12 protein-coding genes are annotated in these 16,347 nt (G+C 45.2%); all 12 read left to right on the forward strand.

Annotated elements, in window-relative coordinates; genetic code table 11:
* The first annotated feature begins 1 nt into the window (after nucleotide 1).
* The 12 genes from QGN29_RS06000 to trxA all read left to right on the forward strand — a co-directional run bounded on the left by QGN29_RS06000 (nucleotide 2) and on the right by trxA (nucleotide 16,250).
* Complete coding sequence (locus tag QGN29_RS06000; RefSeq protein WP_310799789.1) at nucleotides 2-430, forward strand: HPr kinase/phosphorylase; 429 nt, start codon at nucleotides 2-4, stop codon at nucleotides 428-430.
* A gap of 20 nt (nucleotides 431-450) precedes the next feature.
* Nucleotides 451-1,335 carry an RNase adapter RapZ gene (rapZ, locus tag QGN29_RS06005; RefSeq protein WP_310799790.1) on the forward strand — a complete coding sequence of 295 codons (885 nt, stop codon included), beginning with the start codon at nucleotides 451-453 and terminating at the stop codon, nucleotides 1,333-1,335.
* A 43-nt stretch (nucleotides 1,336-1,378) separates the two neighbouring features.
* Nucleotides 1,379-1,777, forward strand: coding sequence for a PTS sugar transporter subunit IIA (locus QGN29_RS06010; protein ID WP_310799791.1), 399 nt, complete (start codon nucleotides 1,379-1,381; stop codon nucleotides 1,775-1,777).
* Nucleotides 1,777-2,046 (forward strand): HPr family phosphocarrier protein, encoded by a 270-nt coding sequence (locus QGN29_RS06015; protein WP_310799792.1) that lies wholly within the window; start codon nucleotides 1,777-1,779, stop codon nucleotides 2,044-2,046. The genes QGN29_RS06010 and QGN29_RS06015 overlap by 1 nt, the downstream gene beginning before the upstream one ends.
* A 122-nt stretch (nucleotides 2,047-2,168) precedes the next feature.
* Complete coding sequence (gene ahcY / locus QGN29_RS06020; RefSeq protein ID WP_375164644.1) at nucleotides 2,169-3,455, forward strand: adenosylhomocysteinase; 1,287 nt, start codon at nucleotides 2,169-2,171, stop codon at nucleotides 3,453-3,455.
* A gap of 20 nt (nucleotides 3,456-3,475) precedes the next feature.
* A complete protein-coding gene (gene metK / locus QGN29_RS06025; protein WP_310799794.1) occupies nucleotides 3,476-4,645 on the forward strand; it encodes a methionine adenosyltransferase in 1,170 nt (389 codons plus the stop codon).
* Nucleotides 4,646-4,751: 106 nt separating this feature from the next.
* A complete protein-coding gene (locus QGN29_RS06030; protein WP_310799795.1) occupies nucleotides 4,752-7,145 on the forward strand; it encodes a PAS domain-containing sensor histidine kinase in 2,394 nt (797 codons plus the stop codon).
* Between the two features lie 23 nt (nucleotides 7,146-7,168).
* A complete protein-coding gene (gene tsaE, locus QGN29_RS06035) occupies nucleotides 7,169-7,642 on the forward strand; it encodes a tRNA (adenosine(37)-N6)-threonylcarbamoyltransferase complex ATPase subunit type 1 TsaE (RefSeq protein ID WP_310799796.1) in 474 nt (157 codons plus the stop codon).
* The gene (locus QGN29_RS06040; protein ID WP_310799797.1) at nucleotides 7,642-9,387 is read left to right on the forward strand and encodes a phosphotransferase; all 1,746 of its coding nucleotides are present in this window, start codon (nucleotides 7,642-7,644) and stop codon (nucleotides 9,385-9,387) included. The genes tsaE and QGN29_RS06040 overlap by 1 nt, the downstream gene beginning before the upstream one ends.
* Nucleotides 9,388-9,392: 5 nt before the next feature.
* Nucleotides 9,393-12,398: a double-strand break repair protein AddB gene (gene addB / locus QGN29_RS06045; RefSeq protein WP_310799798.1), complete on the forward strand. Its 3,006-nt coding sequence runs from the start codon at nucleotides 9,393-9,395 to the stop codon at nucleotides 12,396-12,398.
* Nucleotides 12,391-15,804, forward strand: coding sequence for a double-strand break repair helicase AddA (gene addA, locus QGN29_RS06050; RefSeq protein ID WP_310799799.1), 3,414 nt, complete (start codon nucleotides 12,391-12,393; stop codon nucleotides 15,802-15,804). The genes addB and addA overlap by 8 nt, the downstream gene beginning before the upstream one ends.
* A gap of 128 nt (nucleotides 15,805-15,932) precedes the next feature.
* A complete protein-coding gene (gene trxA, locus QGN29_RS06055; protein WP_310799800.1) occupies nucleotides 15,933-16,250 on the forward strand; it encodes a thioredoxin in 318 nt (105 codons plus the stop codon).
* Nucleotides 16,251-16,347 lie beyond the last annotated feature (97 nt).

A 16,347-nucleotide genomic window follows, 5' to 3' on the forward strand; every position in this document is an offset into this window, starting at 1 on the left:
TATGCTTGTCCATGGAACAGCCCTAGAAGTGAATGGTCAAGCAATTCTGCTACGCGGTGCTAGTGGCGCTGGGAAGTCTGATTTGGCTTTGCGATTACTAGCGAAAGGGGCAAAACTCATTGGGGATGATTATGTTGTTCTTTCTCAAGCGGATCGGTCAGTCTTTGTCCGTGCAGCGCCTGAGCTTCATGGCATGCTGGAAGTGAGAGGGGTAGGCATTATCTATGTCTCTGAGGTTTTACCACTTGATACGCCCTATCCCTTGTTTGCCGTTGTCGATCTTTGTGACCGAGAGGATGTGCCACGTATGCCAGAAGATGAAGATGCACAGACAGAGATTTTAGGCATTGCAGTAAAAAGATTGGCGCTTCACTCTTTTGATGCTTCCACCCCACTAAAAATTGCATTAGTCTGTGGTCAGGATTTATAATTTCTGATTTAGGGGCTCGTGTGGCAAATCAAAATCTCAGTCGTTCCACTCTTTCTTCTCGGCGCCTTGTTATCGTGACAGGGTTGTCTGGAGCGGGGAAATCGACAGCGCTCAAAGCGTTAGAGGATTGTGGCTTTCATAGTGTTGATAACCTCCCATTAGATGTGATTGAAATGGTAACGCCTGCGCTCTTGATGGAAGGAAATGTTGCCATTGGTGTTGATAGCCGTACTCAGGGCTTCGACGCTGCCCTTCTTCGAAAGAGTGTTGAACATCTCAAGTCGACAACTAATATCATTGCTGAAATACTCTTTTTGGACGCGGCTGATTCTATTTTAGTCCAGCGGTATTCAGAGACCCGCCGTATTCATCCGCTTTCAAAAGATCGCCCTATAGAAGACGGCATTTCAATGGAACGGTCCTTACTGGATCCGGTCCGAAAGTATGCGAGCAGCACCATTGACACTACAACTATGTCAACGACAGATACGCGGCTTTTGGTGAAGGACAGAATGGGATCAGAAGAGGCAAAACTGGTGCTCACTCTCATGTCTTTTGGCTATTCTAAAGGCATACCTCGGGGAGCAGATTTGGTTTTTGATGTGAGGTTTCTTAGAAATCCGCATTATGAAACTGCATTGAAACCTCTGACAGGACAGACGGCGGCTGTGCAATCCTATGTTGCCGATGACCCAGCCTATGAGCCCTTTGTGACAAAGGTCGTTGATTTGCTTTCGTTTTTGATGCCAAAATATAAGGCGGAAGGGAAAAGTTATTTAACCATCGCTTTTGGCTGTACCGGCGGAAAGCATCGATCAGTGATGATGGTTGAAAAATTTTCTGGATTGCTCGATGAGGACGGATTAGAGTTACATTGTTGGCACAGAGATATGCCAAAAGACTAAGGAATTACCTTAGGAATTTTATCTATAGGTGTGGGAGTTTGATATGATTGGAATGGTACTGGTGACTCATGGTCGCTTAGCGGAAGAATTTATTGCTGCGACAGAGCATGTGGTTGGACCTCAGGATTTTATTCAAGCAATATGTATCGGCCCTGATGATGATATGGAAATTCGGCGGGAAGAGATCCAGAAAGCGGTCGCAGAAACCAATTGTGATAACGGTGTTATTCTGCTGACGGATATGTTTGGTGGCACTCCCTCGAACCTTGCCATCTCTCTTTTGGAGAAAGATCGTGTGGAAGTAATCGCAGGTATTAATCTGCCGATGCTCATTAAACTCGCCAGTGTGAGGCGCGACTCTTCCCTTGATCAAGCTGTCGAAGCTGCAAAAGAAGCAGGCATCAAATATATCAATGTTGCTAGTCATGTATTGGGCAGCTAATGATCTCCTTAACAGCCACCCTCCTCAATAGACGAGGCCTGCACGCACGGGCTTCAGCAAAATTCGTACGGCTTGTTGAAGACTGTGATCTCTCTGTAGAGGTCACAAAGGGAGCCACCACTGTTAACGGTAAATCCATTATGGGATTATTGATGCTAGGAGCCGCACAAGGCGATTCGATCACGCTGAGTCTCTCTGGCCCAGAAGAAGAGTCACTCTCTCAAGCTTTGAAGGCACTCATTGAAGATAAATTCGGTGAATCAGAGTAGTTTTCGCTCCTTTTAAGAATTTTTTAAGCAGTTTAATATAATCATATAAAGATATCTTTATCTTTTGGACTTCTGGTGCTATACAGCTACCAAATTTACATATATGTCGATAGGAGTTGACTATGGCTGACTATAAAATTGCTGACCTTTCTCTTGCAGATTGGGGCCGTAAAGAAATTAATATAGCTGAAACAGAAATGCCGGGTTTGATGGCCTTGCGGGATGAATATGGTGACGAGCAACCTTTGAAGGGAGCGCGGATTGCAGGATGTTTGCATATGACAATTCAGACTGCTGTCTTGATCGAAACGCTCACTGCACTTGGTGCGACAGTTCGCTGGTCTTCTTGTAATATTTTCTCTACCCAGGATCATGCTGCTGCGGCAATGGCTGCTTCAGGCATTCCTGTCTTTGCTTGGAAAGGCGAAACAGAAGAAGAAGCTGAATGGTGTATTCATCAGACAATTAAGGGTCCAGAGGGTTGGACACCTAATATTGTTCTTGATGATGGAGGAGACCTAACACAGATTCTTCATACGGACTATCCAGAGATTATGGCGGCGTGTAAGGGTATTTCAGAGGAAACGACAACAGGCGTTCTCCGCCTTTATGAGATGGCAAAAGAAGGCCGTCTGCTTGTGCCTGCTATTAACGTAAATGATAGTGTAACAAAATCTAAATTTGATAATCTTTATGGCTGTCGTGAAAGTCTTGTGGACGGCGTGAAACGTGCAACTGATGTCATGATTGCAGGTAAAATTGCAGTTGTCTGTGGTTTCGGTGACGTGGGGAAAGGCTCTGCAGAATCACTGCGCAGCCAAGGTGCTCGTGTTCTTGTAACAGAGATCGACCCTATTTGTGCTCTTCAGGCTTGCATGCAAGGGTATGAAGTCGTGACAATGGATGATGCAAAATCTATTGGAGATATTTTTGTGACAACAACTGGTAATGTTGACATTATCACTCTAGAGCATATGCGCGATATGAAAGACCGAGCCATCGTCTGCAATATCGGCCACTTTGACAGTGAAATTCAGATCGCTGGTTTAGAAAATTATAAGTGGGAAGAAGTGAAGCCACAAGTTGACGAAGTTGTATTCCCTGATGGAAAACGCCTCATTGTGCTTGCAAAAGGTCGCCTCGTAAATCTTGGGTGCGCAACAGGCCACCCTTCATTTGTAATGTCAGCCTCTTTCACCAACCAAGTCCTTGCTCAGATAGAACTTTGGAAAAACGCAGCAGCTTATAAGAAAGAAGTTTATGTTCTTCCAAAACATTTGGATGAAAAAGTAGCTGAACTTCACCTTGCGAAACTCGGCGCAAAATTAACAAAATTGTCGCAAGAGCAAGCGGATTATATCAACGTACCCGTCGAAGGGCCTTATAAGCCTGAGCATTACCGTTACTAATTGCTAGAAGAGGAAGCCTTATGAGCGAATATCTTTTTACAAGTGAATCTGTTTCTGAAGGACACCCTGACAAGGTTGCGGATCGTGTTTCGGATGCAATTGTTGACTTATATTTTTCTAAAGACCCTCAGTCTCGTGTGGCTGTAGAAACACTTGTGACGACCAATCGAATTGTCTTGGCTGGTGAAGTCCGCTGTGCGCATGATGTCACCCATGATGAGATAGAAAATGCTGCTCGTGCTGCAGTGAAGTCTATTGGGTACGAGCAAGATGGTTTCCACTGGGAAACAGCAGTGCTCCATAACTATATCCATGCTCAATCCGCAGATATTGCCATGGGTGTTGATAATTCTGCAGATAAGCAAGGAGAAGAAGGCGCTGGCGACCAGGGTATTATGTTTGGCTATGCTTGTAATGAAACAGAGCATCTCATGCCTGCGCCCATTGCTTACAGTCACGAAATCTTGGAAAAGCTTGCAGCTGTTCGCCACGGCGGCGATAGACGGTTGGAACCTGATAGTAAGTCACAGGTTACATTGAAATATAAAGATGGATACCCTGTTGGTGCAACGTCCGTGGTTGTTTCTACACAGCATGCTGAAGGGGTTACCCAGGCTGAACTTAAGGCATTGGTGAAAGATATTGTAACTGAGGTTCTACCTGAAGGGTGGATGCCATCTGATGATGAGCTTTATGTTAATCCAACAGGTCAGTTTATTATTGGGGGTCCTGATGGAGATACAGGCCTAACGGGTCGCAAAATTATTGTCGATACATACGGCGGGGCTGCACCTCACGGGGGCGGCGCCTTCTCAGGGAAAGATCCGACAAAGGTAGATCGATCAGCAGCATATGCAGCGCGGTATTTAGCAAAGAATGTTGTCGCTGCAGGTATTGCTGATAACTGTACCATTCAGTTATCATATGCCATTGGTGTTGCTAAACCTCTCTCTGTGTATGTGGATTTGTGGGGCAAGGTAAAAGTTGATTCTGCAAAAGTGTCAAAGGCCTTGCAAGAACTTATGGACTTAAGTCCAACCGGCATTCGAACTCATCTTGGATTGAATAAACCGATTTATGAGAGGACAGCAGCGTATGGCCATTTTGGCCGATTGCCGGATGCTGACGGTGGATTTTCTTGGGAAAAGACAGACCTAACAACCGCGCTGAAGGCTAAACTTAGTCTCTAAGAGCAGATTGTAAATGCATCGTAAGGGCTGTCAGACAGAATGAGTCGGCAGCCTTTATTTTTTATCTTCTTTCCTGTAAGTAGAAAAGGTAGGGGAGTCGGATGTGATGCCATTGGAACAGACCATTTATGTAGTAGGCCTTATAGCCATTGTCTTACTTGCGGCTCTTTTTATTGTTTTTTATCGCCTCTATAAAGATAAAATACAGGTTACTCTTTTAGAAACCCAGCTTGATTTATTTGATCGATGGCTTAATACACGCTCCCGACAACCTCTATGGGTCTATGAAGATGGCTCACTAGACTATAGCAAAAAAGCTCTCGACCTATTGAATATATCGACAGCACCAGCTCATTTTTCCGATTTACAAAATGTCTTCCCTCATAAAATCTACGCAGAAATTGATCTGTTTATTCAAAGTCCTTCTAGAGGAGGGACACTCACAGGTTTTATCTTCGAGCGAGAGGGGAATGGCACTCTTTCAGTGACAATTGATCATATTGATAAAAGTCCAAGTGGCATGCCGTCCTATGTGGTGTGGCTTGAGAAAAACCCAAAAAGAGTAACAGGTGCAGGGGATGATCTTCACGAAGTGAAAGCCCTAAAGACGCAGTTGGATTTAACAAGCGGCGTCCTCAATACTTTATCTGTACCTGTATGGATATGGGAAACATCTGGGACAGTCCTATATGTGAATAATGCTTATTTAAAAGCTGTGGACGGCAAAAGCTTGGACGATGTTCTCTCACGTAAGATCAGTTTGATTGAACAAAAAGAGCCTCATCGCCGTGACCGCATTTATAGAAATGTGGTTGAGAATAAAAGGACAACACAAGAGCGCCAATATGCCATTGTCGAAGGACAACGCCGTGCTTATATGGTGATTCACAAATCAGCACCGGATCAAAAGTCAATTCTTTCCATAGCCATTGATATCACAGCAGAGGAAGATGCACTTTCAGAATTAAACCGCGTTCTGGAATCGCAATCGGTCACTTTAAATAGGCTGGCAAGTCCCGTGGCCATTTTTGGGCCTGATCAGCGGCTGACATTTTATAATCAATCCTTTCAAAGACTAACAGGGGTTGAAGAAACTGTCCTGGCCGAACGGATCAGCCATAATGATTTACTCGAAGAAATGAGGGCATTACGTCGCTTGCCTGAACAAGTTGATTTTAAGCAGTGGAAAGACAATGTTCTCAAACAATATGTAGGGCTTCTCGAACCTGTAGAAGAGACTTGGCATATGCCCGTCGGTTCTACCTATAGAGTTCTTACCCAGCCGCATCCCCTCGGTGGTTTGCTGCTGTTATTTGAGGATATGACAGATAAGCTCGCGTTAGAGCAATCTGTTCATACTTTAACGGCTGTCCAAAGTCAGACATTAGAAAACCTGCAAGAAGCGGTCGCATTATTTGGATCTGACGGCTCTCTCAAGCTTTACAATCATGGCATTGTGGATTTATGGAATTTACAGGATTTGGAAGGGCAAGTCGGCACACTTGTGGGAATGCACGTCCAGCAAATTTCAGACGCCGCCCTTTCAGCCCTTGGCTTACATTCTGAGTTGGAGGGCGTTCAGTCTCGCATTTTACAGGCCAATTTAGACTTATTTACACAGCTTTCTGGCTGGATATCTCAACGAGATCAACGGCGAGAAAATTGGCGTGCTCCAAATGATCGGATTATGGAATATTCAGTTGTTCCGCTTCCCGATGGGTCCTCATTGTTGACACTGACGGATATAACAGACAGCTTCAATATACAATTGGCTCTGAGAGAACGGTCTCAAGCTCTTGAGACGACAGCCCGAATGAAATCTGACTTTATCGCCAATATGGCTTATGAACTGAGAACGCCGCTCAACAGCATTATTGGATTTTCTGATCTTCTAATTCAAGGGCTCTATGGTTCACTAAAAGATCAACAGATTGACACTTTAGGCAGTGTGAGAGAGGCTGCTGATGGACTGAATCATCTTATTACCAACGTCTTGAATATTGCTGTGATTGATTCAGGTGAAGCGGAATTAGCAATTGAAGACGTTGACCTCATAGAAGTTTTCTCTCTTGTTGAAGACATGACATTGGATCAACTGAGGCGGAGAAAGTCTCAGATGCTTTGGTCCGTTGCTGAAGATGTACCCACCCTTGAATTGGATGGGACTCGAATTAAACAAATGCTTTATAGTTTGGTGAGTTCAATTGGTAATATTTCAAAGCCAAAAGCAACGATTTCTCTTTCAGCAACATTGGTCGATTCTGAATCCATCCAAGTGAGTGCATCTATTGTTCGGACCTTAGTCGATCCCTATGATTTAGATTCATTACGGCGAACAATTGATCAAGAACGCACCGTGGCCCTTCAGAGTGCAGGAAGTTTGGATATGACGCTAGTTCGATCGATTGTTTCAATTCATAACGGATATGTTACAATGCATGAAAATCAAAATGAAAATATTGAAATTCAACTGACATTTCCCATAAAATTTATTCAATAACCTCTCTTTTTATTAGGTATCATATGTCTCAACTGCCCATTTTTTCTTTCCAGAGTTATAGTGAACAAGAGACCGAAGCTTTCGCCATACAGATTGGGCGTCTACTTCGTGTCGGCGATATCGTGGCTTTGGTTGGTGATTTAGGGGCAGGAAAAAGTGTGACAGCGCGAGCAATTATTCGATTTCTTTGTGAAGATGATGCCATGGAAGTGCCCAGCCCAACATTTACCCTCGTTCAAGAGTATCAGACAGATAAAATGAACATATGGCATTCAGATTTATATCGAATAGAAGAGAGCGATGAAATATATGAGCTTGGGTTTGAGGAAGCCTTAGACCATGCAGCTCTATTAGTGGAGTGGCCAGATCGATTGCCTGCCGAGTTCCAAGAAGACTGTCTTGTATTCACACTGAAGAATGATCCAAAAGATAAAAGCCGGCACATTTCCCTATACGGTAATCAGCAGTGGCAAAAACGCCTTGAAAAGAGAAAATAATGACACAGAGATTGCGGGAAAAACGGGATCAGATCATTGATGATTTTTTGCAACAAAATGGAATGTCGGGTTGGCAGCGTAAAGTCATCGCTGGGGATGCTTCATTTCGTCGTTATGAACGCCTTAAGAAGGGTGAGCAGTCTCTTATTCTAATGGATGCACCGCCGCCCATTGAATCCGTAATCGCTTTTCTTCAAGTTACAGATATACTGCAATCTTGCGGTTCTGATAAAATTATTACTCCTAAAATCATCGCAAAAGATGAAGCACTAGGCCTATTAGTTCTGTCAGATTTTGGGTCGGATGTTTTGAAAAAGGCCGTAGAAGGGTCACCGGAAAGAGAAAAGAGACTGTATTTGAAAGCAATTTCTATACTCTCAGATTTGCACAAAGAAGACCCCGCTGAAGCTCTCCCTGAGTATGACGAAGCCCTGTACCACCGAGAGGTTTCACTCTTTGCAGACTGGTATATGCCTGCAATATTTGGTGATTATAGAGGAAGAGACGCTTTTTTTAAATCTCTTGAACCAGCGTTGAAATTTCTTTCTCAAACCCCGTTTCAGAAGAAAATTGTCTTGAGAGACTATCATGCTGAAAACTTAATGGTTTTGGAGGCTGATCATTTGGGACAGCTGGACTATCAAGACGCCGTCATAGGACACCCTGCTTATGATTTGGTTTCCTTAACGCAAGATGCCCGGCGGATTGTTTCACCAGACTTAGAAGAAGCCTGCCTTCGTCAGTATTTATCAAATTATACAGGAAATGAGCAGGAATTCCGGACGTTTTATGCCATTCTTGGTGCACAGAGGTCTCTAAAAATTATAGGAATTTTTTACAGACTGTTTCTGAGAGACCAAAAAGAGGATTATTTGCCCTATATTTCTCATGTGTGGCAAATGGTGGAACGGAATTTACAGGCGCCCATCCTCAAGCCCTTGAGGGATTTTCTAGAGCAATATATCCCGCAACAGCGCAGAAAGGCAGTCGCTGATAGTAACATGATCAGAGATAAGTTTCCCATAGGGACCAACGCCATGATTATGGCTGCAGGGAAAGGAACACGGATGGGGGAGTTGTCCCATCATACTCCTAAACCTTTGGTTCAGGTGAATGGTATTTCATTATTGGATAGAGCCATGGACCATTGCTTTCATGCCGGCGTTCAAAGGGTGGTCGTCAATGTCCATCATTTGGCTAGTCAAATCGAAACAGCACTAGAAAATCGCCCGATTGGTCCACAGGTGTTACTGTCTGACGAACGAGAGGCTCTATTAGAGACAGGGGGCGGGGTGATGAAAGCTCTTCCTTTGTTAGGGAAAGATCCTTTTTATGTTATCAATAGCGATGCCCTCTGGATTGATACAGGAGAGAGACAGCTTCTGCAGCAATTGGCTGCTGATTTTGACGAGTCACGGATGGATATCTGTTTGGCTGTAATGCGTGTGGAAGAGGCACCTGGGTATGACGGCGTTGGAGATTTGTTTTTCAATGAAGTCAGCGGAGAAGTCGAGCTCAGAGGCAACGCACCTTCGGCCAGTCATATGTTTGCTGGTGTAAGACTGATGAAAGCAACCTGCTTCGACGGGGAAGAGATTGGGCAGTGGTCTATGCGACGTCTATTTAGAAAAGCCGAGGCCAAAGGGCGTTTGTTTGGTTCCTTATACAAGGGAACATGGCTTCATGTTGGCGATCCAGACGCCCGAAATGAAGCAGACAATCTTCTTAAAAAGATTGAAGGATAATCTGAATGTTTCCGTCGCGGCCTGATATTTATACGATTTCCCCAGACCTCCCTTTCGCTGATACCCTTGCAGAAGGGATGATTGAACGGTTTCAGACAGGGCATGAATTTGCCTTATCTGACTGCCTTATTCTGGTGCCCAATAGACGAGCTGTTCGATCGGTAAGAGAAGCTTTCATAAAAGTGGCGGGCAGAAAGCCTATTTTATTGCCTTCTATCCGAGCCATCGGAGATGTGGACGAGGAAGAGATGGAATTCTTGAGCAGCGACATTGCCTTTGATATCGCTAGCATTCCCCCATCTATTCGAGCCAAGGAACGCCAATCCCTACTGATGGTTCAAGTCGAGCGATGGATGAAGCTGAACCAACGCATCGATCTTGCTCCGGCTCAAAGTTGGCGATTGGCAGGCGAGTTAATGCGGTTTATGGATCAAGTCGAAACAGAAGGCCTATCATACGAGGGATTGGTAGATCTTGTAGCTGAAGACTTTGCAAAGCATTGGCAAATTACTTTAGATTTTTTAAAAATTATTACTAATTTTTGGCCGGCTATTCTTGAAGAAGCAGGGCAGATTAATCCAGCTGCGCGGCGCGATAAACTGATGAAGGCCCTCATCCGTTCATGGGATAAAAAACCCCCGAAAGGGCCTGTTCTAGTGGCAGGCTCCACAGGGACAATTCCGGCAACACGGGCCTTAATTAAAGCTGTACTTAAATTAGAGAAAGGCTGGGTCATCTTGCCTGGTATTGATCAAGACATGAGTAGAGAAGCATGGCAAAGTCTATCAGCTCATCCTTCTCATCCACAGCATGTAATGCATACTCTATTGGACAGCTTACAGCTAGAGAGAGAAGATGTCCTAGAGTGGCAGGGGACTAATGATATCAGTTTGAAATGTCAATTAATGCGTGATGTTATGCTTCCAAGTTCAGCTCTGGGTGAGTGGCAAAATAGCCCCTGGACGAGAGATAAGGCCCAAGCCCAAGCGGCCTCACAAGGCCTGTCGGTTCTTGTCTGTCCCACCCGACGAGAAGAGGCAACGACCATCGCTTTAATCATGCGTGAAACGCTAGAAATTGCAGGCAAGACTGCTGCATTAGTGACCCCGGATCGGTTGTTGGCAACGCATGTTAAATCGATTTTAAAGCGTTGGGATATTAGAGTAGATGATAGTGCGGGTGACCCTGCAACCATCAGTCAAACAGGAGCCTTTCTCCAACTCTTTGCCGATCTATTTGCCGCAGACTTCTCACCGATAACCCTTTTAGCTTTCTTGCAGCACCCCTTTATGAGTATGGAAATGCTCCGGTCAGACTATCGTCAATTTGTACGGCATCTTGATCGATATGTTCTTCGCGGACCACGCCCAACGAGTGGTCTTGTCGGCCTGAAAAAATATGCGGCGCAAAAAACTTCTGATAAACGTCATCCATTCCCTAAAAAAGACTACAGAAGCCTGACTCTCTTCATAGAGCTGGTTGAGCCAATTGCTCTTGCTTTTGATCAAGGGCATCGGTTTGCAGATTGTTTAAAAGAATTTATCCGGGTGGCAGAAAAGTTGGCGACAAGCCCTGATCAAGAAGGGGCTGATCAATTATGGCGCGGCGATGCAGGAGAGGCTTTGGCGATAGCGATTTCTGACATGATCAGTGAGTGCCAGAGTCTGCCTGCTTATCCTGCCTTTGAATTTGCACCGTTGCTGAAAGAAATGATAAAACGAGAAACGATCCGTCCTAAGTTTGGGGCTCATCCTCGACTCTCAATATGGGGAACAATGGAGGCTAGATTACAGCGCACGGACGTGATGGTTTTAGGCAGCGTCAATGAGGGAACCTGGCCGGCAGAAACGCAAGCAGATCCTTGGATGAGTAGAGAAATGCGGCACTTGTTTGGCTTGCCTGCGCTTGACCGAAAGATTGGCCAAAGTGCGCATGACTTCATGCAGGCGATTTGCGCTGACACAGTCTATATCTCGAGAGCAGAAAAAGTTGATGGCAGCCCAACTGTACCAAGTCGATGGCTTTTGAGGCTGGAGGCTCTTCTTGGGTTTTTACCAGAAGCAAAAAAACCTTATCTTTTGTGGGCAGAACAATTGGATCAAGTTGGGACCTATGAACCGGTTCAACCACCAACCCCTAGACCGCCTGTTTCAGCAAGACCGAGAGAGTTGTCTGTGACACAGGTTGAAACGTGGATGCGTGATCCTTATACGCTCTATGCGAGCAAGATTCTGGGCTTGTCGAAATTAGACTCTGTGGATGCTAAGCCCAGTGCAGCAGATAAAGGAACCCTCATTCATGCATGCCTAGAGCGATTCTTAAAAGAGAAGGGTGCTGAAACAGGTCAAGCGGGAGTTGACAGACTTTTATCCATAGGACGAGAGGTCTTTAGTGCTTATCTGTTAATGCCTTCTGTCTATGCTTTTTGGTGGCCGCGATTTGAACAGATCGCGGGCTGGTTTGTCGCATGGCAAGAGGAACGCCGAGGAAAAATAAATCCCGTCGCTATAGAAGAACGGGGCCTTGTTGAGCTGAGAGGGCTGAACTTTAAGCTTAAGGCTTTTGCCGATAGAATCGATCAGACTATTCAGTCGGACGCATATGAAATAATTGACTATAAGACAGGCCAGCCACCAACCCCAAAAAGAGTGTTAGCTGGGTATGCGCCCCAACTGCCTTTAGAGGGCTTTATTATTCAGCAAGGTGGCTTTCCCTCGCTAAAACCCGGGCGTATTGCTTCGTTAACATATATTCATTTAAAGGGAGGGCTAGAAGTCGCTGAAAGCAAAAGACCAGTGAAAGATGTTGAGGGCGCCATCCTGCAGGCTGAGGAAGGACTGCGTCATCTTATTGAAATATTCGATCAAAGGGAAACACCCTATTTGGCTAGCCCGCGGGCTGATATCACAGGATATGGTGAATATGATCAGCTGGCACGAGTGAAAGAATGGCAAAATGGCCTTGGTGCCTCCTTAGAATCTATAAGCCGAGAGGGGGATGAGAATGGTTAAAATGTCCCCCGAGCAAGCAATGGCGACGCACCCTGAAACAACCGTTTGGGTTGGCGCGTCTGCTGGTACAGGTAAAACCCATGTCTTAACAGCACGTGTATTGCGGTTAATGGTAGGCGGTACGGCCCCAGGCAATATCCTTTGTCTTACCTTCACAAAGGCCGCTGCGGCTGAGATGAAAACAAGGATATTCCGCGAGCTAGGCGCATGGGCTGTGATGAATGATGTTCAGCTAAAATCAGCTCTGAAAAGACGCGTTGATGAAGAGGCTTCTCCGGAAGTTCTTGCGCGTGCTAGACGTTTGTTTGCAGAAGTTTTAGACCTTTCTGGTGGGCTGCAAATTCTGACCTTTCACAGTTTTTGTCAGTCCTTGCTGGGTCGCTTTCCTCTCGAGGCTGGCATTGCTCCTGGATTTGAAGCGTTAGATGATCAAATGGCTGCAACAGTGAAACTTGAAGCAAGAGATCGTGTTCTCAAGAGTAATGTAGAGCAATCAGCCTTATCTGAAGTTGCAAAGCGTGTGAATGAAGCTGATTTTGACAGAGTCATGGAAGGCCTGATGCACAAAGGCATTGAGGTTCAAAAACTCTTGAAATCACACGGGAAAATTGGCTTGAGATCCGCTTTGCTTCGTCATTTTAATTTTGACCCTCAACAATCAACTCAACTGTTAATAGAGAGTTCCGTCAAGGATGAGAGTTTTTCGCTAGAAGGCTTAAAAGAGCTACTGGTTTGTTTCACCAGTGGTAGTAAAAAAGAGCAGGCCATTGCAGGACAGATTGAGAGCTTTTTAAAAGCTGAGGAAACTGAGCGCACTCGGTATTTCTCTGACTATAAATACGGCTTTCTAACAAAAACAGGAGCGGCGCCTCTTAAAAATATACCAACCAAAAAAACATCTGAAAAAGCAACGCATTTGGTCGAGATCTATCAGGAGGAACAGGAACGACTTTACGTGCTCAATCAAAAACTACTGACGTTGGAAATGATTGATGCGACAACAGCCCTATTAACATTGGGATTTGATCAGATTGATGCTTATAGAACTTTAAAACAAGCCCGCGGTGTGGTTGATTTTGATGACATGATTAACAGCACTGTTTCGCTTCTTGCCGGATCTGGCGCTGCCTCTTGGATATTATATAAATTGGATGGCGGCATTGATCATATTCTTGTCGACGAAGCGCAAGATACCAACGCTAATCAGTGGGATGTAGTGGAAACATTGGCTTCAGACTTTTATTCAGGAGAAGGTGCGCGCGAGGAACAGGTCGGCCAAGACGCGGCAAGTCATTTTGCACGTACTGTCTTTGCCGTTGGCGATGTAAAGCAGTCTATATATAGCTTTCAAAATGCAGACCCAAAAGAGTTTATTGCAGCCCGCAGCAGAGTGTTTAACCGCGCTGAGAATGCTCAGATGGCATATGGCCAAATACCTTTGAACCAGTCTTTCAGGTCAGGAGGCGCTGTTCTAACGCTTGTGGATCAGGTCTTTAGACAGGGAGGACGGGGCTATCCAGGGGTCACTTCAGATGAGGAGGAAATTAAACATGACTATCACCGTCAAGGATATGCGGGGTCTGTAGAACTTTGGCCTTTAGAAATCGAAGAAGTAACTGAAGAAAAGTCTGATGCAGATAAAGAGACATGGCAGGCGCCGATAGCTCAGGAAGAAGCATCAGATTCAGAACAGAAGACAGCTTGGAAAGTCGCCCGTCACATCGCTGACCAAATAAAAAACGAGCATCGCCTTGAAGCGAAGGGGAGGCCAATCAGGCCCAGTGATATCTTAGTGATTGTGCGTAAACGTTCACGCTTTGTAGAGCAGCTCACCCGGGCCCTCAAAATCTTAGATATTCCTGTCAGTGGCCGAGATCGCATACAGTTGGCATCTGAAGCCCCAGTTATGGATCTTCTTTCTCTCATGCGGTTTATGCTACAGCCTGAAGATGACTTGTCTTTGGCTGAGGTGTTAACGGGGCCATTCGCTGGACTTACACAAGAAGCATTATTCGACTTAGCCTATGAGAGACCCGTCAGTTTGTGGCAACAACTTGTATCGCGGCGCTCAGAAAGACCTGAGTATCAAAAAATTTATGACTTTCTGTCGGCTTGCTTGAATGAAGTGGATCGAGGCACACCGTTTGATTTCCTCATGACCCTTCTCAATGAGTTTGATGGCCGTAAAAAATTGGTCCATCGCCTGGGGGAAGAATGTCACGATGCCCTTGACGAAATGCTGGACATGGCTCTCACATTTGAACGATTAAACAGCCCCTCTCTGCAGTCTTTTCTTCACGCCTTTGAACAGACGGACGTGACCATTAAACGGGATATGGAGGAGGCTGGGAATAGTGTTCGCATAATGACGGCGCATGGATCTAAAGGATTGCAAGCGCCAATTGTCTACCTTCCCGATACCACAAGTGTTCCTGAAATAGGGCGCGATACAGCCTTACTAACAAAAGGCTCACAAGAGAGCGCAGAATCGTGGCTGCTTTGGACCTCTGGTATTAAGAACTTGTCTCTTGTAGATGATTTGAAAGCACAACATAAAATAGAGATGATGGCAGAATATCGACGCTTGCTTTATGTAGCGATGACTCGGGCTGAGGATCACCTCTTTATTACAGGCTGGCAAAAGAAGCGAAAAATCAGTGAGGATTGCTGGTATGAACTCATTAAAGAGGGATTTGAAGCGATCGAGGGTTCATTTACGAGGCAAGATTCAGAGGGTGAAAGCTTATGCTTTGCCGTGCCACAAAAGAGCCCTATAGACACCTCTGAAAGTAAAACGAGTGTGAAGCAAATTCATGAGGTGCCCAACTGGGCCAAAAACGTTATGCCTGAAGAGCCTACTCCGTCCCGCCCCTTAGTTCCTTCCAGACCAGATCATGATGAGCCGGCAGCACGAAGCCCCTTGAGCAGAGTCACGGATCGGCCATTCCAGAGAGGCAACCTTATCCATAGCCTGCTAGAATGGCTGCCAGAATTAAGCTCGGACATGCGGGGGAAAGCGACTATTGAATATTTAGCACATCCTGGCCATAACCTAAGTCAAACGCAGCAAAAGAAAATGGGTCAAGAAGTTCTCTCTATTCTTGAAGATCAAGATTTTGCGGATCTCTTTTCACCTCAAAGTCGTGCTGAAGTCCCCATTGCGGGTCTTCTGTCAAATGGCCATGTGATTTCTGGACAGGTCGATCGACTGGTTGTGACTGAGGAGTCAGTTAAAATTGTAGATTATAAAACTAATCAGCCAGCCCCGCGTTCTGCCCAGGATGTTCCTGAGGCCTACCAACGACAGATGGCGCTCTACAGATTGGCCCTTGAAGATATTTATCCTGACAAAAAAGTGAAATGTTACCTCTTATGGACAGATATTCTCACGATTATGGAGGTTTAGATTAAATCACCTAGTCATGATCTATTCTCCCAATCACAATAATCGATCACTGTGTATTGACCTTATGCTCTCCTGCACCTATTTTGAACTCAATGATGAATTTTACGGGTAATGAAAAGGATAAGAATATGGCTGTGATAGAAGTCAATGATGACAATTTTGAAGATGTAGTTTTGAATGCAGATAAGCCAGTCGTGCTTGATTTTTGGGCGCCATGGTGTGGTCCTTGTAAAATGCTTGCACCAGTTTTGGATCAAACGGCTGGTGAGCGTGATGATATTATCATTGCGAAAATGAATATTGATGAAAACCCAATGACGCCGACAAAATATGGTGTCAGATCCATCCCGACCGTGATCGTTATGAAAAACGGTGAAGCAGCGGCAACAAAAATGGGTGCAATGCCTAAAGGTCAGTTTGATCAATGGTTGGGCGATAACATTTAAAAGATATATCTCTGGATTGAGAAAGGGCGCAGTCAGCTGACTGCGCCCTTTTTGTTGGAACGGTCCATCCATGCCCTGCTATGAATTGGGCGCCATT

The sequence above is a fragment of the Temperatibacter marinus genome, from assembly GCF_031598375.1.
Classification (GTDB): domain Bacteria; phylum Pseudomonadota; class Alphaproteobacteria; order Sphingomonadales; family Kordiimonadaceae; genus Temperatibacter; species Temperatibacter marinus.